This window comes from Nostoc sp. CENA543 (genome assembly GCF_002896875.1).
Classification (GTDB): Bacteria; Cyanobacteriota; Cyanobacteriia; order Cyanobacteriales; family Nostocaceae; genus Trichormus.
On sequence record NZ_CP023278.1, the window covers coordinates 6,246,520 to 6,270,793 of the forward strand.

Consider the following 24,274-nt stretch of genomic DNA (forward strand, 5'->3'; position numbering starts at 1 on the left):
GGATTTGATACTAGAAAAAGCTTACAACTAATCGTCCGCAAGAAGTGTGCAGAGATTGTATCTATTGACAGAAAGCAATCACCTAATCGCTAGCTAAAGTTAAGTTAAGTAACAAATTGTTTGGAGTAAAAAAATGGAAACACGTTCTTCCAGTAGTAGTCTGCCAACAATTGCTACAGAGTATAACGGACGCGATCGCAATGCCTTTTTATTTGGTTGGACACCCCAATCAGAAATCTGGAACGGTCGGTTAGCAATGATTGGCTTTCTCGCCTACTTATTGTGGGATTTAGCAGGTTATAGCGTCCTCCGCGATGTCCTACACCTAATTGGTTACTAATACTAATTCAAAGTTCCAAATTCAAAATCAATCAGCTAAATTTTGGCAGGTGTTTGAGTTTGAATCTGTTGATAAATTTTGTAGTGTTGGTGCATTCAGCAATCACAAAAGTTAGCAAAACAGCCTAAATAGACTAAATAATTAGGAGACTAAAATGGAAACTCGTGAAACTCGTTCTACTACAGATTTACCACCAGTTGCTAATGCTTATAACGGTGTAGACCGCAACGCCTTTTTGTTTGGGTGGACACCCCAATCAGAAATTTGGAACGGTCGGTTAGCAATGATTGGTTTTCTCGCCTATTTATTGTGGGATTTAGCAGGTTACAGTGTCCTGCGTGATGTGTTGCATTTGATTGGATATTAATCAAGTAACGCCAGACCTAACCCCCTAACCCCCTTCCCTGGTAGGGAAGGGGGAATTATGATGTTTTAAATCTTCAAATTATTTTATTTCTTCCCCTGCCCCCTGCCCCCTGCCCTCTACTTCCCTACTCTCCGAAACACAACTGATAATTTTCAGGAGTCACACTAGCGTTAGTAGTGAGATAATCGTTAAGGCGATCGCAAGCTCGATTGAGTAATTGATCTACATCTAAAGTTTGCAGTTCTATCCCGTCTAAATTCCACAATTTAACTGTTGTGTCCTGTCCTCCAGAGACGAGTAGTTTACCGTTGGGACTAAAATTCACACTCCTCACACTGCCTTGATGTCCTTGGAAGGTAGTTAATAGAGTTCCGTTGGTGACATTCCACAGTTTAATAGTGCCGTCATCACTAGCAGAAGCGAGAGTTTTACCATCGGGGGAAAAATTGACATTCAACACTAAATCTGTGTGTCCTTGTAGGGTGTGTAACAGTTGACCTTCGATACTCCACAGTTTTACGGTCGCATCTTGACTACCTGAAGCAATAACTTTACCATCAGCAGCAATAGCTACACTCCAGATGCTAGCACTATGACCTTTGAGAGTTTGCAGTAATTGACCATTTAAATCCCAAATTTTGATGGTTTTATCCGCACTGGCGGAAATGATGTTTTTCCCATCGGGAGTAAATTTAATATCTGTCACCCAGCCGTTATGTCCAGACAGAGTCCGGAGTAAACGACCATCCACACTCCACAATTTAATTGTTTTATCTGCACTTCCAGAGGCGAGAATTTGACTGTCTGGACTAAAACTCATCGTCGTCACCCAATGGTTAGGACTTTGCAGAGTGCGGAGTAAAGTCCCGTCTTGGTTGCGAATTTGGATACCTTGACTATTGCTAGCTAAAGCGACTAAATTGCGATCGCTACTAAAACTCACACTAGTAACATCAGGAATGGGCGAAATTAAGGTTTTGGTAATCTGTCCGTCTAATTTCCAAAACTTCATGGTGCTATCAGCACTCAAGGAAATGACAGTATCACCATTATTAATAAAACTTACATGACTCACACTACCCTTATGTCCATAAAAAGTTTTGGGTATGGTTCTATTTAAATTCCAAAGTCGGACGGTGTTGTCATCACTAGCCGAAGCCAAAACCCGATTATCTGGACTAAAACTGAGGCTGTTAACTTCGTGAGTATGTCCTAAAAATGTTCCTAAAATACTCCCATCTCGCGACCAGAGGATGATTTTTTTATCAGCACTGGCGGTTGCTATCATCTGTCCGTCGGGTGAAAAAATCACTCGCCACACACCTTCTTGATGTCCTTCCAAGGTTCTCAGTAAAGTACCATCACGACTCCAGAGTTTGACTGTGTGGTCGGCACTAGCGGACGCAATGGTTTTACCATCGGGACTAAAGCTGATGCTGTTTACTTCCTTGGTATGGGCGGGTATAGTTGTTAATGTTCTCCCGTCAATACTCCACAGTTTCATAGTTCCGTCATCGCTAGCTGAGGCGATGGTGTCGCCCTCTGGCGAAAAGCTAACAGCACTCACAGCCCCAGTATGTCCAGGCAGAGAAAGTATCAATCTACCATCACGACTCCATAGTTTCACTGTGTTGTCAGCACTACCAGAAACTATCATTTGGCTATCTGGGGAAAAACTTACACTATTGACACCCTGGGTATGGCCTTGCAAGGTATGGAGTAGCTTACCGCTACGATTCCAGAGTTTGATTGTACCGTCGGTACTAGCAGAAGCCAAAATTTCCCCATCGGGGGAAAAAGCTACACTATTGACCCCATCACTATGACCTGTAAGAGTATTGAGTAACTTGCCATCACTGCGCCACAGATGAATTGTGTTATCTGCACTAGCAGAGGCTAGAATTTCTCCGTCAGGGGAGAAACTCACGCTTATCACCCATGAATTATGCAGTAGACGGTTGCGTTCTTGGGTAGTGTAGACAGCTTGTTGCAAGATAGTTGCAGTTTGATTGCGGACGGCTGGCGGAAAGCCCAGGTTAATTTTCTGTACTTCCCTACCTGCTTGGACGCTGGTTAACAGCCCTTCTAATTGCTGATGAGAAAGCAAGTAGTTAGCCGCGAGGGAATTGAGGGCTTGAATTTCTTGTAATTGGGCTTTTTGAGTTTGTTGGTAAGCAAATACAGCTAAACCGAAAGCAGTTAACCCCAAGGTGCTGATAATGGCTACAGCCCGTTGTGCTTGTCGGAGACGATTTTGTTCTTTGAGTTGCTGTTGTCGCCTAGCTTGTAAACCAGCCGCAATAAAATTTTGGACATCTAAAGATAGTTCATCGGTGTAATTGATATAAATTTCTTCCGCTTCTGCTAACCGTACACCTTGTAAAAGAAAGTCGGCTTGACGGTCATTTTGTACCCAGAGATTAGCAGCTTGTGCAATTTGACGCAGCGATCGCAATCTACTACGATTTTCCTCCAACCACCAGCGTAACGTTGACCAGTGACGAATAATAATTTCATGGGCTACCTCAATCGTCACAGGCGATGAACTAAATAATGTAGCAACCTCTCCTTGTCCCCCCTGTCTACCTTGTCCCCCTTGTCCCTCTTCCACATTCACCACTACCAACTTAGCCGCCGTCAATATCTGCAATGTCCTCTCTACCAAAGCCACCGGATATTTATTCACTACTAACTCTGATTTTCCTACCCGTCGCCTAGTATCTTCAGTTCCTTCTCCTAACTGAGTCAGGGCTAAAAAAATCCATCTAGCACATTCTTGCACTTCCGGTTCTAAACTTTCATAAACTGCTTGGGCTTTCTTTTCTAACGCCCCTTTTATTCCACCCAAGTGTTGCTGATAAGCCTGTAAGGTAATTACACCAGATTCCCGATATTCCCATAATTGTTCTAGAACAAATTCCAATAATGGTAAATAGCCAGGAGAGTAATGTAATTCCTGTAATAGTACCTCTACTAACTCCGGTTCTACAGTTAAACCCACTTGTTCCGCCGGATGAATAATAATCCGGCGATATTCTTCTTTAGTTAAGCAAGGTGGTAATAAAACACTAGATTTTTGTAATAATTGAGCTAATTTTGTGACTTCCAAACAAAGAGAAATAAAATCAGCCCGTAGGGTAATAATTAACTTAAACTTCTCTGGGATTTTCTCGACTGTTCCCAGGACAATTTCGAGGAATCTTTGCCTGTCTTCGCTAGCTGCTAAGGTAAATAATTCTTCAAATTGGTCGATTACTAAAACTACCATTGGTTCAGGTCGCTGATGCACCCAATGGGTAAATCCTTCCGCACCTTGATATAAAATCCCTTCTAATTGCATTTGCTGATAAGCTTTTTCTCGCTCAGTTCCGCTATCTACCATCCGGCGCGATAAAGTTTCTAGAGGATGTTTTCCAGGACGAAAGCTTCTCACCCACCAATCTTGACTTCCCAGTAATTTTTTACCTCGACGCAGTTGCGCCATCACACCCGCCTGTACTAAAGAAGATTTTCCACTCCCAGAAGCCCCGACTATCCCCAGAAAGGATTTTTTCTCTAACTCAGCTATAAGTTGTTGGGTGAGGGTTTCCCTTCCGTAGAAATACTGTGCATCTTCTTCCGTAAAAGCTTGTAATCCAAAGTAAGGACAAATGCCTAAATCAATACTAGCTGGTGTCTGATTATTCCTATGACTTGTATGGGTGGGAATAATTTCAATCACTCCCTGAGTACCAGATAGCCAAATCTGTAAAGGGAGTAAATTTGCTGTCCAAATTTGTTGCAATTGGCTAATCCAGCTAGCAGCTGATAAACTTGGTTGTGCTTGGGCTGCTTGCAAGGTAGAGTATAAAGCTTGGGCAAATTGTTCGGAGTTTTCTGGTGATGAAGCCGCCGCTATAATACATTGTCCTTGCTCAAAGCCCAGTTGTAGGTCTTCTACCCAATCTTTGACAGTTCCTTGACTATCAGTCAGCACATCTAAAATAATGATTTGTTGGTTGTAGGGAGAACGTCTGAGTTGTTGTCTTAACCAAGAACGACTCAAGCGGGTATCTTCTCCCAGCACTATCATCGGTTCTCCCGCTTCTGTGGTGGCTAAACGTCCCCGCAAATATAACAGCACCGTGGCTAAGTTTTGCGGTTGAGTTTGCTTTTCTAATTCTGTGGTGTGTAAACAAGTTTGAATTATCGTCTGTAAATCTTGGCTGGTATGAGTGCGCGGCCAATACTCAACTTCAAAACCTCCCACAGCCTGTAATAGCTTACTTAACCCCAAAATAGTCTGATTGGTGGCTAATCCCTCTACAATTAACCCTTGTCGGCTATCGGCAACTTCCAGTAATGCAGGTTTCACCCCTAAAATAATCTCACCTACTCCTTCCACAATGCGTTTAGGCGTTTGTAGGGGGTATTCCGAATAAAGTTTGTTGTCGCCTCTGGTGCGATTTTGTTGGTTAATTAAGCGTAATTGCTGGTTAGTTTGTTCTATATATTGTTTAGTTTGGTGATAAACATAACGATAAAGCCCGTCTGCATCAATTAAACCTTGATTATCCGCCGCCTCACCTCGTAAACCCCGCATCAAATAATAGGTAAATACTCCGTGTCCCAATTCTGGGAATTCCCATGACTGTTGATTAGTGTCACAAGATAGTAAAGCGTAAAAACCTTTACTTTGCTTGGCTCTATGGCGGAGTAATTCCACTATTTGAGGAGTGGGGTTAGGAACAGCAGACTGGCTGGTATCGCCTCTTGCGCCTCTGAAAGTGAGGCTACCACTATGACAAGCATCTAGCCAAACTAATTGAGTTTGTGCCTGACTATTCCCTAACAGTTGCAAAAGTTCTTGTAAGCTTAAACCTGTATTGAGTAAATCATCAGTTTGGGTATCTGCTAGACACAAAATCGCCTGTTGGGAGTTTGGTTCTAGCATTCCGTGACCGGAGAAATAAAATAATATGGTGTCTTGTGGTTGGGCTGTGCTGATGATTTGGTTTAAACTATCACGGACTTTAGATAATAGGGGCTGTTGGGGGACAAAATCGTGATGAACCCATTCTTGTTTATGGGGAAAACCTTGTGTTGCATCAGCTAAAGCCGCCGCTAACCCTTGACAGTCAACAGCCGAGTAACGCAGCGAGGGAAGTCTCTCATCTTGGTATTGGTTGACTCCCACTAGCAACAACCAGAGCTTCGCTGCTCCTGTTTCTAGGGTGTGAGTAAGATGGCTGGTAGCAATACCGAATGGAGACATTGTTTTAATTAGTTATTAGTCAATAGTCAATAGTCATTAGTTATTAGTCATTAGTCATTAGGAAACAGGGAACAGGGAACAGGGAACAGGGCATAGAGCATCAGAAAACAAATCTACCTTGTCTACCTTGTCTTCCCAGTCCCCAGTCCCCAGTCCCCAATCCCCAAGGGTAGGTTTCGTTATTTTATTACAGCTTCACATCTCAAGACTGCTGGAGTCTTTAATAATTTTATACATTTTCTATCTTTGGTGATATCTACAAAAAGATTGTTGAAGTTTTATAGCGAAAAAATTTGTCAAAGTGGCGACAAAGGCTAGATGGGTTTTGATAGAGTGTTGGCAGTTAAGCGATCGCTTGTTTCAATCTAGCGCAGCATATCCTGGTTGCTCTCCAAAAAAAGCAGCCAGACTAGATTAAGTCTGCTGCTGTGGTTTGAGGCATTGCTTGCTACTTAACAGTGCTGAATATGCACTTTAAATAGATAAACTCTTGTTGATTTCCTCTGTTTATTACCTCGTTCAATTTGGGATGAATGAGGTTTTTTTATTGTAAAAATTGGTATTATTTGCTGGCATTAATGCCAATGACACCAATCACAATTAAAGCAATAGAAACAAATTTGGTGAGGGACATCGATTCACGAAACCAAATAATACCAATGCTAGCAATTAACATTGTGCCTAAACCCGACCAAATTGAGTAAGCTACACCCACATCAAGTTTCTCTAAGGAAAGAGTAGAGAAAGTAAAACCACAACCATAAAATACAAATATCAATATTGAAGGAATTAAGTTTCTGAAACCATCAGATAGTTTCATGCAGGTTGTGCCTAAAACCTCAAACAATATTGCTGCCATTAAGTAAATCCAATTGATTAACATATGTGTTGTGAATCTTTGACAAGAATATCGTTGTTATAGTCAATCTCTACTGTATGAAAGTTTTAATAGGTAGTTCTGCTATTTAGATGACAGAGAATTAATTAAACATGAATTAATGATATCTCTGTAAGTTTCCATTTTCTTTACTTAATAACTGTGATTTCTGTAAACAAGTCGTATCTCTATATATAGAGATACGACTTGTTTTTCTAAATTTGTAGGGTTTACCGAACAAGCTATAACGGGTTTACCGTAACGTTTAGATGAGTTCGGTAATCATCATGATACAGGTGATAAAAACCGAATTTACACCTACAGTATTCCTGAATAAGATGAGAACAAATCAAACAATAAACATTCAGTTAAACACCAACTTAATTCTCATAGGAGTGAAACATATGGCACTTATTCACTGGAATCCTTTACAAGAATTGAACACCATTCAACGTCAACTCAATCACATTTTTGACGAAGATATGTTAACCACAACAATTTTAGATCGGACTGTAACTAAAGTTCCTGCTGCGGAACTACAAGAAACAGATGATGCAGTCTACTTAAAACTAGAAATTCCTGGTGTAGAAGCTAAAGACATTGATTTGCAAGTAACCGATAAAGCTGTATATATTAGCGGTGAACGGAAATCTCAAACTAAGACTGAAGAGAAAGGTAAAATCAAGAGTGAATTCCACTATGGTAAATTCCAACGTGTAATTCCTCTACCAGCACGCATTCAAAATACTAATGTCAAAGCCGATTACAAAGATGGTATTTTGCATTTGACTTTACCGAAAGCGGAAGAAGAAAAGAATAAGGTTGTTAAGATCAATCTAGATTCTGTTGGTTAATCAGATTTTCTCGGTGAAAATATTTAGTCAAAGATCCCCGACAAATTCAAAAAGTCGGGGGTCTTTTTGTACTTAAATGACTTACTATAGGTGTGCATAATTAAATTATGATTTGCTGATAAATAGGCATAAAAGTTATTTTTGCCTATGAAGAGCATAATTTTGTAAGTAGAACATGGTAAATAATTAAAGGTTTGTAGTGAGAACTTTAGTTCTCTCTCGGAGACGCTCCGCGAACAGAAAAGGACTAAAGTCCTTACTACGAACTGAATTCTAGTATTGTTACATTGCTTAACTTAGGTTGTTTTTTTCCAGTGGTTTTACTTATAGGAGTAACAGGGAACAGGAGCTAGATTTTCTTGGTGTGTGAATTCTATTTTTAAAGGTTGTATCTCACTCCCTATCTGCTGTAATTAAGTGTTGTCAAGGTGTAAATAGAGGATTAAGTGTGCTACCGAATATCCGCGCTGCTATTTTTGACATGGATGGGTTACTGTTTGACACAGAAAGCATTGCTCGCTGGGCTTGGAAGCAAGCTTTAGCTAGTCACGGCTATCTGATGAGTGATGATTTTTACTTTGAGTTTGTGGGGCGGGATTTATCTTGGCGGGAAAAATTTCTCAAACAACGATATGGGGGTAGTTTTCCCTTTGAGTCAGTGACAGCACAGCGAATTGAAATTGGCGATCGCCGAGAACTTCAAGAAGGTTTACCATTAAAAGCAGGTGTATTAGATTTACTGCGCTGGTTAAATGATTTCGGTATAGTTATTGCCTTAGCTACAGGGACATCCCGTCATCGCACTATCCGCCGTCTTACCAATGCAGGCATTTTGCAATACTTTACTACTATTGTGACCAGTGAAGATGTTGCTCAAGGGAAACCTGCGCCAGATATCTATTTAGAAACCAGTCGCAGAATTAATATTGCACCTGTGGAGTGCTTAGTATTTGAGGACTCATGTGTAGGTATAGAAGCTGCTTTCAGCGCAGGAATGTACCCAATTATGATTCCCGATATAGAAAAACCATCACCAGAAATTAAATGTTTAGCCTACCAAGTTTTAGACTCATTAGAGCAAGTCTGTGAGTTCTTAGAACAGGGGTTAGGGACTGGGAACAGAGGATGAGCGATAAATTGATTCATCAATAAAGGCGATCGCTGCCCTACATGATTCATTCTAAAATGTTTAGGGGATACTCCATGTAGCAGCAAGCGATCGCATTTTCTCAACCTACATTCTCTCTAATACTTGAATCCCCAACAAAGATAAACCGAGTTTCAAAGTTCTGGCTGTCAAATCACACAGCACTAAGCGGGATGTCCGCAGTGGTTCTTCTGCATTTAATACAGGTACTCCTTGATTGCGGTCATAAAACACATTAAACTTTTTACTTAGCTCATAAAGATACTCACATAAACGATTAGGGAGTAAATCTTCTTCCACAGTGCTAATCACTTCACCTAATTGCAACAAGAATTTCGCCAGAGCAAATTCTGTTTCATGTTGTAATATCACCTTGGCATTGCTTCCTAACTCTGCAAAGTTAATTTCACCTTTGCGGCTAATACCTTGAATCCGAGCATAAGCATACAACATATAAGGCGCGGTATTGCCTTTGAGATCCAGCATTTTATCAAAGCTGAAAACATAGTTACTAGTACGGTTTTGGCTTAAATCAGCATATTTCACCGCACTAATACCAACTACCCCAGCTACTGTGTCAATAAATTCGGCTGTTTCTTCCCGTTCTTCTGCTTTTAATCTTACTTCTAAATCAGTACGCGCGCGAGTCACGGCTTCATCTAATAAATCCCGCAGTCTTACAGTATCACCAGAACGGGTTTTAAATTTCTTGCCGTCTTCACCTAATACTAAACCAAAGGGAACATGAACTAATTCCACATTATCGGGAATCCATCCAGCTTTGCGTGCTACTTGGAAAAACTGAGCAAAGTGATTAGCTTGTCCAGCATCAGTAACGTAAATAATTCGTTTAGCTTCGTCTTTTTCTATGCGGTAACGTAGTGCAGCTAAATCTGTTGTGGCGTAATTATAACCACCGTCTGATTTCTTGACAATTAAAGGTAAAGGTTCACCTTCTCTGTTAGTAAATCCATCTAAGAAAACGCATTGCGCGCCTTGATTTTCTACTAATAAACCAGACTTTTCTAACTCTTTTAGAACTCCTGGAAGTAAAGGGTTATAAAAAGATTCGCCACGTTCAGTTAATTTGATATTCAATAAATCATAAATTACTTGAAATTCTTGGCGTGATTGTTCACACAATAATTTCCAAGCATGAAGCGTATCTTCTGCGCCTGCTTGCAATTTCACTACTTCTTGGCGTGCAGTTTCTTGAAAGGCTTCATCTGCATCAAACCGTTGTTTAGCTTGGCGGTAAAAACTCACTAAATCACCAATATCTAAAGCATTTGCAGTGGTTAATGCTTCTGGATACACTTCCCGCAAATAAGCAATTAACATCCCAAATTGCGTACCCCAATCACCCACATGATTTAACCGCAATACATCATGTCCGCGAAATTCCAAAATACGGGCTATACAATCACCAATAATAGTAGAACGCAAGTGTCCGACGTGCATTTCTTTCGCAATATTCGGACTGGAAAAATCAACAATTTCCCGTTGTGGGTGTTTAGCGGTAGGAACACCAAGCCTAGAATCTGCGTGAATAGCGTTAAGTTGTGCTTCTAAGTATGCTGTTTTCAGTTTGAGATTAATAAAACCAGGCCCGGCGATTTCTGGGGTTTCGCAAATTTCCGAGACATCCAATTTTGCCACAATAGCAGAGGCGATCGCCCTTGGTTGCTGTCCTAATTTTTTACTCAGCGATAAAGCCACGTTAGCTTGATAATCACCAAACTTAGGATTACTAGCAGGAACTAAAATCGGATCTACTCCGGCGTACTCATCGCCAAAAGCAGCCATCAAAGCCTGTTCTAGTTTTGCCTTTAGTTGTTCTTGTGTAGCGTTCATATAATGAATTGTATTTGTTTACGGGGCTAGGGGCTGCCTACTGGACTGTCTTCCAAGGCTTGATTATTTTAACTCTAAAACTCAGTAAGTCGGTGGGGAAAAACTTAGGACTGATCCACTGAAGCTAGCAACTATCTTTCCAACTGCGCTATTTTAGCTACAAATATTTGCCAAATTATACTAATTTTTTAGTCATTTTCCATATATTTTGCAATTGTTTCTTTCCATTTTAAATACCCCTGACCGTTGAGATGAATCCCATCTAAGGTATATTTTTGATCTAACTGATTTTTATTGTCAGACAAGCAAGAAAATATATCTATGTATTCATGACTAAACTCTTTTGCTAGTTCTTTTAGCTGCGAATTAAATTTCATAATCAGAGCGTTGTCATACAAGAAACTTTTATCATTATTTACAGGCAAAAGACTTTGAATGATAACTTTTGTTTGTGGTGATACAACTTGAATTTTAGTTAATAAAACCTTGTATAGATTTAGCACTTCTGTTAATGATTTATGTTGAAATGCCAAATCATTAATACCTATCATTAAGAAAATTTTCGCTGGTTTTGAATCTAATACTTTATCTATACGATTTAGAACTCCTTCTATCGTATCTCCACCAATTCCACGATTGATAATTTGAGGATTATTAAATAATTCTAACCATTCTCCCTCATCGGTCAGACTATCGCCCAAGAAAATAATATTGTCATTGGAGTGGCTTAAGATTTCAAATTGACTGGTTTTATGGTGATAATACGCTGAAGCGTTATATTTATGACGATTATGAATTAATTCATCTATCTTTTGATATATGTATAATACTCCTCCTCTCTTATAAATAACAAAGGCAGTTAAGCTAATAAAGAAAATATTCAATAAAACTGAGATATTTAATAATGTATTTATTTGCATTTTCATGAAAAACACTCTGGAATCACATCTTATTCAATCAAAGTTAATAAATTTATCTACACGCTGCAATACATTATCCAATAAATTAGGATCATTATTATCAAACCATTCAATTTGGGGATAAGCTCTAAACCAAGTACGTTGGCGTTTAGCAAATTGCCTTGTATGTAAAATAGTTAATTCTTTAGCTACGTCTAAAGAAATTTCTCTGTTTAAATATTGTTTAATTTCTTGATATCCTAAAGTATTTAATAAAGGTAAATCTGCACCATATTTTTGACATAAATATTCAACTTCTTCTACTAAGCCATCTTGTATCATTTGTGCAGTACGTTTAGCAATACGTTGTGCTAAGTTTTCCACATCACAATCTAGTCCAATTTGCAAAATGGGATAAGTCGGGGGATTTTCTCCTTGCTGCTCAGAAATAGGAATTCCCGTCACATAAAATACTTCTAAAGCTCGCAAAGTCCGCACAGGATCATGGGGATGAATTTTTTTAGCTGCTGTGGGATCAACTTGCTGCAACATACCATAGAGTGTATTTTGTCCCAGGGATTCGAGCTGCGATCGCAATTCATAATGCGGTGCAACTTTAGGAATCTTCATCCCCTGTACAATCGAGCGAATATATAAGCCAGTACCCCCCACAAGTAGCAGTGGAGAAACACCAAGAGAATTAATTAAATTTTGCGCCTGTTCTTGATAGTCTGCTACCGTCATTGTTTCCTGGGGATCGCAGATATCTATCAAGTAGTGGGGAACTGATTTTTGTTCAGTTAACGTTGGTTTCGCCGTTCCAATATTAAACTCACGATAAACCTGACGCGAATCAGCACTGAGAATCACAGAACCCAACCGCATCGCCAAATTCAAAGCCAATCCAGATTTCCCCGTCGCCGTAGCACCACAAATTACGATTAGTTTAGTCATTAGTCAATAGTCGTTAGTCAATAGTCGTTAGTCATTAGTCATTAGTCATTACTTCTACCTTGTCTACCTTGTCTCCCCTGCTCCCCTGCCCCCTGCCCAATTCCCCACACTATGCTAAAATCTTGAAGCCTTTGCCACTTCCCATACCAGACGCTACAAGCTTTTTGTCTTTTCTACTCAAAACCCCCTAGTGTATGTTATAAATCTGTGAAATTTGAAATATTCAAGGAATAAATTCAAAAAACTTATGGGGATACATCCCCTATATAAACTTCTCACAAAATTGCCCTACAGTCGCCATCAAGCCTTTTGTGTTAAAATTTTGGTGTGTTTTGACTTTATAGCCCTTGGGCGATTTCAACCCCACACATCAGGAGAATTTTCATGACGAGCAGTTACAGTGCCGATCAGATTCAAGTTCTGGAAGGTCTGGAAGCCGTCCGCAAACGACCGGGGATGTACATCGGTTCTACCGGCCCGCGAGGACTCCACCATTTAGTTTATGAGGTGGTCGATAACTCTATTGATGAAGCTTTAGCCGGTTACTGTACTCATATTGAGGTGGATCTAAATGCTGACGGTTCAGTGACGGTGACAGATGACGGTCGGGGAATTCCTACCGATACTCACTCACGTACAGGGAAATCGGCTCTAGAAACTGTATTGACTGTGCTGCACGCTGGCGGTAAATTTGGCGGCGGTGGTTATAAGGTTTCTGGGGGATTACACGGGGTTGGGATTTCTGTTGTTAATGCTTTATCGGAACTGGTAGAAGTTACTGTTTGGCGAGATAAAAAGGTTCACACCCAGCGATATGAAAGGGGTATTCCTGTCACGGAACTCGTCGCCAAGTCTTATAAAGAAGCAAGAACAGGGACATCTGTTAAATTCAAGCCAGATGATCAAATCTTTACCACTGGTACTGAGTTTGATTACATTACCCTCGCAGCACGATTACGGGAATTGGCGTATTTGAATGCGGGAGTGAAAATCACTTTCACCGATAACCGTCTAGAACTCCTCAAAAGCGATGCACCCAAGGTAGAAACCTACGAATATAAGGGTGGGATCAAAGAATATATTGCTTACATGAACCGCGAGAAGCAACCACTGCACGAGGAAATCATCTATGTGCAGGGAGAACGCAATAACGTTCAAATAGAAGTTTCCTTACAGTGGTGTACCGATGCTTATACAGATAACGTCCTGGGTTTTGCTAACAATATTCGGACTGTTGACGGTGGAACTCACTTAGAAGGTTTGAAAGCGGTTTTAACGAGAACCTTAAATGCGATCGCTCGCAAACGCAATAAAATTAAAGAAAACGAATCTAACCTCAGTGGTGAACACGTCCGCGAAGGTTTGACGGCGGTAATTTCCGTAAAAGTTCCAGACCCCGAATTTGAAGGACAAACCAAAACTAAACTCGGTAACACCGAAGTTAGAGGTATTGTTGATTCCTTAGTAGGGGAAGTTTTAACCGAATACCTAGAATTTCACCCCAGTATTGCTGACTCCATTTTAGATAAAGCCATTCAAGCTTTTAAAGCCGCAGAAGCAGCACGCCACGCACGGGAGTTAGTCAGACGTAAATCTGTACTAGAATCTTCGCCATTACCTGGTAAATTAGCGGATTGTAGCTCCCGTGACCCTGGAGAATCTGAGATATTTATTGTGGAAGGCGACTCAGCAGGTGGTAGTGCAAAGCAAGGACGCGATCGCCGCACCCAAGCCATCCTACCTTTACGCGGTAAAATCCTCAATATCGAGAAAACTGACGACTCGAAAATCTATAAAAACAACGAAGTTCAAGCCTTAATTACAGCCTTGGGTTTAGGTGTTAAAGGTGAAGAATTCGACGCTTCCCAACTACGTTATCATCGGATTGTCATCATGACCGACGCGGACGTAGATGGGGCGCACATCCGCACACTTTTACTGACATTCTTCTATAGATATCAGCGATCGCTCATTGAACAAGGCTTTATTTACATTGCTTGCCCCCCACTATATAAAGTAGAACGGGGACGCAATCATGAATATTGTTACAGCGATCGCGAATTGCAAGAAATAATTGCCAAATTCCCAGCCAACGCCAATTACACCATCCAACGATTCAAAGGTTTGGGTGAAATGATGCCTGGACAACTTTGGGACACCACCATGAATCCCCAAACTCGCACTCTCAAGCAAGTAGAAATTGAAGATGCCGCCGAAGCCGATCGCATCTTTACAATCTTAATGGGCGATCGTGTCGCACCCAGACGCGAATTCATCGAAACCTACGGTTCTAAACTCAACCTAACAGATTTAGATATCTAGGAATTGGGGACTGGGGACTGGGGACTGGGGACTAAGAAGATGGGGAAGTGTGGGGAGTGTGGGGAGAAAGAGGGGAAAGATTTCTTCTATATCCTCCCACCCCTCCCACCCCTCCCACACTTCCTGCTTGCCCAATGCCCCATGCCCAATACCCCATGCCCCATTCTCATTTTTAAATGCTCCCTTCCCTAAAAACTACACCATTGGGATGAGGAAGGTTAAAACAAAGAAATTGACTATTGTAAATAAATCTTTATTGCAATGAAATTAAACCAAAGCCATGACAGCAAACAGCAGTTTGGCAGTTAAAGCATTGTTTAATATTCTAGGTGCGGGTAGCCTGATCATCTTATCTGCCTGCGCCCAACCAACTACAGAAACTCCCACAACTAACCTTCCAGAAGCTACCTCAACCCCTGTAAACACAGCAACCGTTCCACCTGTATCGCCTACTCCTACAGTTACTAATACTTCACCCACTCCTAACAGCACCACTACATCTAATCGCAATTTAGCCGAACTAGCAACCGCAGCAGCCAACCAAGGACAATTTCAAACATTAGTCAAGGCAGTTCAAGCCGCAGGTTTAAGCGATCAATTAACCACACCAGGGCCTTACACTGTATTTGCACCCACTGACGCGGCTTTTGCACAGTTACCCAAAACCACGCTTGATAATCTCTTGCAGTCAGCTAATAAACAGCAATTAGTTAAGCTTTTAGCGTATCACGTTATCCCTGGAAGATTTACCTCTCAACAACTCAAATCAGGACAGGTTAAAACCCTAGAAGGTAAAACAGTTAATATCAAAGTAGATCCCAACAATCAAACCATTACGGTAAATGACGCTAAAGTCACTCAAGCAGACATTCCCGCCAGTAACGGTATTGTTCACGTAGTAGATAAGGTAATCCTACCCCCAGATCTTTCCAATAGTTTAAACACAGCACCTAAAACAACTCCAGCAACTCCTCGGTAACTGTAAGGTGTAGGGGTGTAAGGGTTTAGGGGTTTAGGGGTTTATGGGTAAAAATTCAGATAATTGATACCTCAAGACGGTTCAGTTAAGAAATTTCTCCTGTAGAGAAAAGGGAAAAGTAAAAGACAAAAAGGCTTATCTGCAACTATATTGATTTAAACCCTTAAGCCCTTACACCCTCACCCTCACACCCTCACACCCTCAAAACCGAAAAATCCTCGGAATGCAGAATATCTGCTTAAAAATTGTTCCGGGGAATTTTTTATTATTCGTTAGGTAAAATAGTCTGATAATATACATTAAGAAAATATTAACCTTACTATCAGCTTTCCCAATGCCAAAAAGCACAAAACCGACTTTGTGTCAAGAGTTTTTCATCAAATTGATTGAATATTATTTTTTATTGCTTTAGTAATTCAAAAAAGTATTAATTTTTGGCCACTAAGCTGTTTAACGCTACCATCAGAAACAGTATTTGTTAAGCTGATATAGCAAAGCCACCAATTAATTAAAATAATCTAACTAGCGCAGTATCTTCAGCATCGAAGATGACAAAATCACAATATTTCCCTGACAATCAGGTGAATTTATTGCCGTTTTTTGACAAACCACCCCATAGAAAATCACTTGCAAATCTATATGATGACTAAAATCAAGCTTTGGCTTCTCTGAAGCAAAGAGACAATAACAGTCTGTTACTAGCAGGCTAATATGTTCTCTTTTTAACTTGAGAAAGCTAACATTTTATCTGTATTCGATAAAGTTTTGCTTTAAGTTGGCAAATATCCGGAATCTCAACTGTCAAATCTCTTTTGAATTGATTAAAATATCGTTGGATACAATAATCAAAGTTTGTCAAGATTCAGAGGTTTGAAATCTCAGCATTGCGCTAATGTGTGAATAAGGCTGAATTCCTGACATCTCAATTAACTATCACAAGGGTAGTCTCCACCTCCCTTACTAACTAGTAAAGGAGATTGACACACAGAAAGTTCAGTCTTTCAACACAAGAGCTATCTCCAATTGGTGTCTCGATTTAGTGGAAAGTCTTACCCAATTCTCCGGACTAACACTTTTATGAAGGAAATGTAAAAATGGGTGACTCAATGCTGCCGGACTAAGTTAACATGAAATACACTATTTCTAGGTGATTCATGTTTTACATAATACCAGAAATTGTGTGAAGACAGCTTTAAATTCCAGCGAATGTAAAGATAATGCCACTGCAATTCCCAAAAACTTTAGAGAAAATTTAAGTGCATCACTACCATGTTTTATGTCTTTTTGATAGTAGTGGCTTTACCTTGCTTAATGACTTCATGATTAACACACAAAAAGAGTGCAATTTTTGTGAAACAGGCTACAATCGGAACAGTCTTTATAGGAAAATATGCCAACAGTCATAATTTATTTCTATGAAGTGGTAGATTTTTTATCAAGACAAGTCTTTTTTGATACAAGCCAGTTATACAGTTGCCAACAACAGCAAAAATGTTGGCTTCCCATGAAGTGAGTAAGCTACTATCCAGTAAAGCTATTCACATTCGTAATGGAAGAGTAAAACTTCCTTTCAAACATCAGGGAAATCCATCTAAAACCCTATTTTTTTCTTTGTTAACTAGCTCATTTTAAAAAGAGCAGTAACCAAATCTTGAGTAATTGATTCTGCAAGGAGCATGAGGAACGCGGCATGAACCAGGCTAACAACGTACTCGATAGCATTTATCAGCCTGACCTAGAAATAATGAATCAGCCTGAAGAAATCGAGTTAGAAGACCTCTTAATTGATGACGAGGAGGACTTGCTGCTTACCGATGAAGGCGAAATTGATGATTTTTTAGAGCCTCAGTCTGATGAGGACGACGCAAAGTCTGGAAAAGCCGCTAAATCGCGTCGTCGGACACAAAGTAAGAAAAAGCACTACACCGAGGACTCGATTCGTCTTTACTTGCAAGAAATCGGTCGAATTCGGCTGTTGCGTGCTGATGAAGAAATTGAATTAGCGCGGAAAATTGCCGATTTATTAGAGCTAGAACGGGTGCGCGATCGCTTGCAAGACCAGTTAGAACGCGAACCTGAATATAAAGAATGGGCAGAAGCAGTCCAACTACCACTATCAGCATTTCGTTATCGTCTGCACATCGGTCGCAGAGCAAAAGACAAAATGGTGCAATCGAACCTACGTCTGGTAGTTTCTATTGCCAAAAAATACATGAATCGCGGTTTATCATTCCAAGATTTAATCCAAGAAGGTAGTCTGGGTTTGATTCGGGCGGCGGAAAAATTCGACCATGAGAAAGGTTATAAGTTCTCCACCTACGCTACATGGTGGATTCGCCAAGCCATCACAAGAGCGATCGCAGATCAATCCCGCACTATCCGTCTACCAGTCCACCTTTACGAGACCATTTCTCGAATCAAGAAAACTACCAAGTTACTCTCTCAAGAAATGGGACGTAAACCCACAGAAGAAGAAATCGCTACTCGCATGGAAATGACCATCGAGAAATTGCGGTTCATTGCGAAATCTGCTCAATTACCAATTTCTTTAGAAACTCCTATTGGTAAAGAAGAAGATTCTCGCTTGGGTGACTTTATTGAATCCGATGGCGAAACCCCAGAAGATCAAGTATCCAAAAACTTGCTACGGGAAGACCTAGAAAAAGTCCTTGATAGCCTCAGCCCTCGTGAACGCGATGTCTTAAGACTCCGCTACGGCTTAGATGATGGTCGGATGAAGACTTTAGAGGAAATCGGACAAATTTTCAACGTCACTCGCGAACGGATTCGCCAAATCGAAGCCAAAGCACTCCGTAAGTTACGCCATCCCAACCGTAACAGCGTCCTAAAAGAATACATTCGGTAGTCAAAGGTCAATAGTCAATAGTCAATAGTCAAATCTAGTGACAACTGACTAAAATCTCCAAATCTTTGACTGTGGACTTTGGACTATTGAATACACTTGATAAAAACCTGGAAGATTAATTCTTCCAGGTTTCTTATTTATCTATGTTTTATCTATTGATAACTAACAGCAGTTGATATTAGAGAACACCCCAGAAGTGCAAGAAGCCTTGACCTGAGAACAGTTCAATTAATACAGCTGCCAAAAAACCGATCATTGCTAAACGACCATTCCAAATTTCGGCTTGGGGTGTAAAGCCCCAACGCCAAGCGTTACGGTCTTCAATTACAGGCGCAGAGATTTTTGTTGTGTCTGTCATGGTGGACTCCAAACGCAAATTACTAATGATTGTTACTGTATGTAAATTAATATAACAATTTTTTTCAAACTAGCAACATTTATTGATACTTTTTTGGTTTTAAATTCAGAGTCAATTTTCTCTGGATTCAATAGATAACTTGATAAATCCATCTTTCAGAAGATGGATTGCAAACATAAGCAAGTAGTCACTTGCAGTCATCTACATAAAGAAAAATTAATATTGCGATTATTTATCAATAATTTTAGCAAATGCTGTAGGGAAATTTCAAGTGCAGGGGTAAGAGAAAACAGTAGCTTTCTAGAATTACTCTGGACTTAGCCTGCGTAATATGAGCAGTATTAATGCCCACCTAAAGCTCACTTAAAATATCTATCAGACTTTCCTATAAAGCATATGACTATTAATAATCTTTACTATTAAATAGGAGTTTGATCGATTTTTAGATTGCTTCAGCTAATCCAAAATTGTTTGACTGTTAACTACAGTCAAACAATTACTTCTGTTTCAAGCACTGTATGAGTCTACGATGACTTAACCTCAGCAACTGTGATGATTTTTTCATCACGGTGAAGTTGTAGGACGCTTTCACCTTTAGCATCTCTCCCTGAAATCGGCACTGTATCTATAGAGATTCGCACTAATCGGTCTTTGTTAGTCACAAGTGCAACTTCGGAATTAGCGATCGCTGCCACCATCCCCACTAAATTATCTGTTTTGCTGGCAAATTTGATGGCTTGTGTACCCAAGTCCGCACGATTAGCAGCCTTGAGTTGATTTATTGGTAAGCGTTTAGCGAATCCTTCTTCTGTCACTAACAATAAGTGTGTGGCTTGAGCCAAACTCACACAACCCACCATATGTTGATGTTTGAGGATGCGTAAAGCCTGTAAACCCATCGCAGTGCGTCCCATGATGGCTAGTTGTTCATCATTGACAGGAAAACGCAGCAATCGCCCGCCAGAACTAGCTATGACTAAATCCTCATCTGATTTGGTGAATTGTGTTAGCAACAATTCATCATCGTCTTTGAGTTTAATAATAGTCACTCCCCGCCTTGTCAGGTTAGATAGTTCACTCAACGACAAGCGTTTAATGCGGCCTTGTTTGGTTAACAAAACGATTTGCTGAGTTGCTAAATCTGTCGGGAGAATAAAGCGGCTGACTACAGCTTCTTGAGTACCTTGAGCTGTACTTGTGAGCATGGTAATTAAAGGTGTTCCCCGTGGTGAACGTCCTGTAGTGGGCGGGATATCTCCGACTTTGATGGGGTAGAGTTTACCACCACTAGTTAGCACCAATAAATCTTTGTGGGTATCAGTTAATTCGGTTTGAATAATAAAATCGTTATCATTTAAACCGTTTTCTAGTTTGGCTTTTTTCCCCGATAGTTGAATTCGCCGCACATAACCGCGATGGGTAGATTCTAAAATTACTTCCTCTAGAGGTGCAGTAGATTCTGTTTCGGCCTCTGTACTGGTGGAACTAGCTTGTTTATCTGTACTTTTGGCTTTTGGTAATTCCTCTCCACCTAACTTAGTTCTGCGGGAATCGCCGTATTTCTTTTTGAGCGATCGCAAATCTTTTTTCAAAGCTTTGAGTAATTCTTTGCGATCGCTCAATAGTTTGTCCAGTAAAGCTATTTGTTCATTGAGTTCTTCAAACTCACGCTGTAGGTTTTGCTGTTCTAAACTTGTCAAGCGACGTAAAGGCATAGCTAAAATCGCATCCGCCTGACTCTCACTTAAATCTAGCCGGCTACATAGGGTAATTTTGGCTGTGCTACCGTCGGCGGCTTGTCGCAAAATTTCAATGACTGCATCTACATTTGACAAAGCCGTTAATAATCCTGAAACGGTATGTAGGCGAGTTTGCGCCTTGTCTAACTCGTAACTATAACGGCGATTGAGTGTTTGTTCTCGGAAATTGAGAAATTCCTGTAAAAGTTGCCGCAAACTTAACTGACGGGGTTGTCCATCGACAATTGCCAGCAGAATCGCCCCAAAGTTAGTTTGCAAAGCTGTTTGGTGATACAAATGTTGGAGGACTTCTTGGGGATTAGTATCGCGTTTGAGTTCGATGACAACGCGCATTCCTTCGCGATCGCTTTCATCTCGAATATCGGAAATACCTTGCAGGCGACCTTGATTTACCAACTCAGCCACCTTTTCAATCCAGCCTGCTTTGTTCACCTGGTAAGGCAATTCTGTCACCACAATGGCTGTGCGTCGCTTACTACCCCGACCACCAGGAACTTCTTCGACTGTGGCGACTCCCCGCAACACAATCCCACCTTTACCTGTAATGTAAGCTTCGCGAATCCCCGCATCCCCAACTATTTCTCCCCCAGTGGGAAAGTCAGGCCCTGGAATTAACTCTAGTAATTTTTCATCTGCTAAATCTGGTTGGTCGATGAGGGCAATTAACCCATCAACAATTTCACCCAAATTATGCGGCGGAATATTTGTCGCCATCCCCACAGCGATTCCTGCACAGCCATTCAGTAGCAGAAAGGGCAATTGGGCAGGTAAAACAGTAGGTTCTTGCTGGGAATTATCGAAGTTACCCACAAATTCCACTGTTTCTTCGCCAATTTCTGTCAACATCCCCTCATGGCTAATGGGCGCGAGTCGGGTTTCCGTGTAGCGCATCGCCGCCGGTGGGTCATTGTCAACGCTACCGAAGTTACCATGTCCTGCTAGTAGGGGATAACGACTGGAAAAATCCTGCACCAGTCTCACCAGGGCATCGTAAACAGCCTGATCACCATGAGGGTGATATTTACCCAATACATCCCCTACCACACGGGCGCATTTCCGATAAGGTCTATCCGGTGTTAAGCCTAGTTCGTGCATAGCATACAAAATCCGCCGATGCACGGGCTTTAAACCATCACGCACATCTGGTAATGCCCGCCCTACAATCACACTCATGGCATATTCTAGGTAAGACCGTTGCATCTCGGTGTGCAGGGCTGTTGTGATTACCTGTCCCTTAGAGAGAAGGTTTAACTGTTTTGCCATGAGTTTTTTCCCTGAGATTGAACTATACAAAAATCAGTGTTACTAAATAATGCAGCAAACAAAGCATAACGGATGAAATGGGTTTCATAACATATTCTTGATGATCACGGTATAAAAAGCCGTAGGATCATCCTTGATGATGAGTGTATACATACACTATTAAAAAGGAGATAAGTCTTTTCATCAAATGCTGGCTGATGCTCACGACTATAAATTGCATACAGTGCTGTATTCAAGTTAATTGCTATGATGAGATTTCTTAATCGTAAATTTTGGTTTCTGGCTTCCCATTGGCGGTATTCTGATTCAACCAATGGGATTTTAAACTTGGAATTGATGTTTCCCCCTTACCTCCATACATAAAGTTCTCATGAAAACAGTTTTGATTGTTGAAGATGATCTCATTAATGCCCGCGTTTTTTCTAAGATTTTGACTAAACGAGGTGGTTTAGGTGTTAAACATACAGAAAATGTAGAAGAAGTGATGAAAATTGCCCAAGCTGGAGAAGCAGACCTCATTTTAATGGATGTTTCTCTCTCTAGAAGTGTTTATCAAGGTAAATCTGTAGATGGGATCAAAATTACCCAAATGTTAAAGTCTGATCCCCAAACCGCCAATCTACCTGTGATTTTAGTGACGGCACACGCGATGGAGGGTGATCGCGAAAATTTTCTCAAACTCAGTGGTGCTGACGGCTATATTTCTAAGCCTGTTGTAGACCATCAACAGTTTGTTGACCAAATTGTGGCACTTCTCCCTAGAGACAACTAATGAAAACTTCAGACATTTTCTGAGGAATATCCCCTCACTAATGTTTCTGATGAACAATTCCTCATTATTTAGTATATACGTACTATATTTATTTCTAATCCGCAAGTAGGAAATTAGTCACTCATACCAATTTTGGATTTTGGATTTTGGATTTTGGATTAAAAGCCTAGATTCTTAGACTATTCCAGAATCTCGAAACAATACTACCTATCCCAATTCGGTATCAGAAGTTGTCATCCATTCAGGGACTTCCAATTAAAAAATATACTATTGCTTTAGTGAGCAGGGAAAGCCTGACAAATTTAGGTGCTGGAAAATCTTGCTGCAAGGGAGGCAAGGGAGATGCAAGTCTGTTGCGAAAAATAAAGGAGTAGAGAAAGGAGGAATTTTTAATCAGTGACTAAATTCCTCACTACTCACTACTCCATTACAAAACGCAATCTATTTTTGCGACTGCTTTCTAATTTGTGGGAGTTGATGCGTCAACTATTTCGGCGCATTCTCTTTTTGTTCTAAAGCAGCTTGGATGCGCGGTAATTCGAGGAATTTTTGCGTATCAGACAGTAAGCGATCGCCCCAAAGATTTTCCTTGAGAAAATCTAAATTGGCATAGCGTTGATCAATACGCAAGGCTGCTTCGCCTAGCGATAAACCCTGTTGGCGATCGCCTTTGGAGTATAGGGCTACAGCTAGAGCGAGTAATGGTTCGGCGGCTTGCTTATCAATCGCCACAGCAGTTTGCCAGCGTTTAATTGCTGCGTCAACATTACCCTGTTCATATTCAATTAAGCCAATATTATTAATCGCCGGCCAAAATTTTTGGTCTTGTGCCACAGCTTTGTTATATTGCGCGATCGCATCGGGTAAGCGTCCCACCATGTAGTAAGCATTACCTAAATCAAATAATCCTTCTGGGTCGTTGGGTTTTAACTTCAACCCTGCTTGATAATGTTCTATAGCTGCTGGATATTTTTTTTGTTGAAAATTGGCTGAACCTAACGCAAATAAAACATCTGCATTTTTGGGATTCAGGGATTTGGCCTTATTTAAAGATGCGATCGCCGCATCATAATCTTTGGTTTGCAGCTGCAACCCACCCAAAAGAAACCAAACTTTGTCATTACCAGGAGCCAATTGACTAGCTAGTCTAGCTCTAGGTAAAGCCAACTCAAACTGTTGAAATTGTCCCAGTTGAGCCGCTTCTTGCGCTAAACCCAATCCCTGCTTTTCTAATTTAGCCGTATCTAATTGCAAAGCATGAGGTATTAATGCCTGAGCATGAGCCGTGTTTGGTACACTCCACAAACCACAGACAACTAACAGAGAAACTAAACGAAAGTATTTAGGCACACTACCGCCTCTTAAATCACATATCACATAATCTTTCAGCTAGCTTAAACGATATCCG

General features: G+C 40.7%; 16 protein-coding genes. 8 read left to right on the top strand and 8 right to left on the bottom strand.

Features of this window, described 5'->3' with window-relative positions; translation table 11 throughout:
- The first annotated feature begins 133 nt into the window (after positions 1-133).
- Positions 134-340, top strand: coding sequence for a chlorophyll a/b-binding protein (locus CLI64_RS26200; protein ID WP_103139963.1), 207 nt, complete (start codon positions 134-136; stop codon positions 338-340).
- 154 nt (positions 341-494) lie between these two features.
- Entirely contained in the window at positions 495-707 is a 213-nt protein-coding gene (locus CLI64_RS26205) for a chlorophyll a/b-binding protein (RefSeq protein ID WP_103139964.1), read from the top strand.
- 124 nt (positions 708-831) lie between these two features.
- On the opposite strand, the gene CLI64_RS26210 is transcribed toward CLI64_RS26205, so the two are convergent.
- Both CLI64_RS26210 and CLI64_RS26215 read right to left on the bottom strand, forming a co-directional pair.
- Positions 832-5,961, bottom strand: a complete 5,130-nt coding sequence (locus CLI64_RS26210; RefSeq protein WP_103139965.1) for a caspase family protein — start codon at positions 5,959-5,961, stop codon at positions 832-834.
- Between the two features lie 562 nt (positions 5,962-6,523).
- Positions 6,524-6,844, bottom strand: coding sequence for a multidrug efflux SMR transporter (locus CLI64_RS26215; protein WP_103139966.1), 321 nt, complete (start codon positions 6,842-6,844; stop codon positions 6,524-6,526).
- Between the two features lie 398 nt (positions 6,845-7,242).
- Between CLI64_RS26215 and CLI64_RS26220 the strand changes: the two genes are divergently transcribed.
- Both CLI64_RS26220 and CLI64_RS26225 read left to right on the top strand, forming a co-directional pair.
- Positions 7,243-7,692, top strand: coding sequence for an Hsp20/alpha crystallin family protein (locus CLI64_RS26220; protein ID WP_103139967.1), 450 nt, complete (start codon positions 7,243-7,245; stop codon positions 7,690-7,692).
- Positions 7,693-8,140: 448 nt separating this feature from the next.
- Positions 8,141-8,821, top strand: coding sequence for an HAD family phosphatase (locus tag CLI64_RS26225; protein WP_103139968.1), 681 nt, complete (start codon positions 8,141-8,143; stop codon positions 8,819-8,821).
- A 105-nt stretch (positions 8,822-8,926) separates the two neighbouring features.
- Here the strand turns inward: CLI64_RS26225 and argS are convergent, their stop codons facing one another.
- From argS to miaA, 3 genes are all read right to left on the bottom strand, one after another.
- A complete protein-coding gene (gene argS / locus CLI64_RS26230; protein ID WP_103139969.1) occupies positions 8,927-10,693 on the bottom strand; it encodes an arginine--tRNA ligase in 1,767 nt (588 codons plus the stop codon).
- 188 nt (positions 10,694-10,881) lie between these two features.
- Entirely contained in the window at positions 10,882-11,619 is a 738-nt protein-coding gene (locus CLI64_RS26235; RefSeq protein ID WP_103139970.1) for a GDSL-type esterase/lipase family protein, read from the bottom strand.
- A gap of 27 nt (positions 11,620-11,646) precedes the next feature.
- The gene (gene miaA, locus CLI64_RS26240) at positions 11,647-12,546 is read right to left on the bottom strand and encodes a tRNA (adenosine(37)-N6)-dimethylallyltransferase MiaA (RefSeq protein WP_103139971.1); all 900 of its coding nucleotides are present in this window, start codon (positions 12,544-12,546) and stop codon (positions 11,647-11,649) included.
- A gap of 384 nt (positions 12,547-12,930) precedes the next feature.
- Here miaA and gyrB point away from each other — a divergent pair, with 384 nt between their 5' ends.
- From gyrB to rpoD, 3 genes are all read left to right on the top strand, one after another.
- The gene (gene gyrB, locus CLI64_RS26245) at positions 12,931-14,868 is read left to right on the top strand and encodes a DNA topoisomerase (ATP-hydrolyzing) subunit B (protein ID WP_103139972.1); all 1,938 of its coding nucleotides are present in this window, start codon (positions 12,931-12,933) and stop codon (positions 14,866-14,868) included.
- Between the two features lie 280 nt (positions 14,869-15,148).
- Positions 15,149-15,847 carry a fasciclin domain-containing protein gene (locus CLI64_RS26250; protein WP_103139973.1) on the top strand — a complete coding sequence of 233 codons (699 nt, stop codon included), beginning with the start codon at positions 15,149-15,151 and terminating at the stop codon, positions 15,845-15,847.
- Positions 15,848-17,537: 1,690 nt separating this feature from the next.
- Positions 17,538-18,713 (top strand): RNA polymerase sigma factor RpoD, encoded by a 1,176-nt coding sequence (gene rpoD, locus CLI64_RS26260; protein WP_103139974.1) that lies wholly within the window; start codon positions 17,538-17,540, stop codon positions 18,711-18,713.
- A 178-nt stretch (positions 18,714-18,891) separates the two neighbouring features.
- On the opposite strand, the gene CLI64_RS26265 is transcribed toward rpoD, so the two are convergent.
- Positions 18,892-19,071, bottom strand: a complete 180-nt coding sequence (locus tag CLI64_RS26265; protein ID WP_103139975.1) for a chlorophyll a/b-binding protein — start codon at positions 19,069-19,071, stop codon at positions 18,892-18,894.
- A 524-nt stretch (positions 19,072-19,595) separates the two neighbouring features.
- Positions 19,596-22,094 carry a DNA gyrase subunit A gene (gyrA, locus tag CLI64_RS26270; protein WP_103139976.1) on the bottom strand — a complete coding sequence of 833 codons (2,499 nt, stop codon included), beginning with the start codon at positions 22,092-22,094 and terminating at the stop codon, positions 19,596-19,598.
- Between the two features lie 370 nt (positions 22,095-22,464).
- Here gyrA and CLI64_RS26275 point away from each other — a divergent pair, with 370 nt between their 5' ends.
- Positions 22,465-22,866, top strand: coding sequence for a response regulator (locus tag CLI64_RS26275; RefSeq protein ID WP_103139977.1), 402 nt, complete (start codon positions 22,465-22,467; stop codon positions 22,864-22,866).
- A 486-nt stretch (positions 22,867-23,352) separates the two neighbouring features.
- Here CLI64_RS26275 and CLI64_RS26280 read toward each other — a convergent pair whose 3' ends face one another.
- Positions 23,353-24,216, bottom strand: coding sequence for a tetratricopeptide repeat protein (locus CLI64_RS26280; protein ID WP_103140887.1), 864 nt, complete (start codon positions 24,214-24,216; stop codon positions 23,353-23,355).
- Positions 24,217-24,274: the final 58 nt, after the last annotated feature.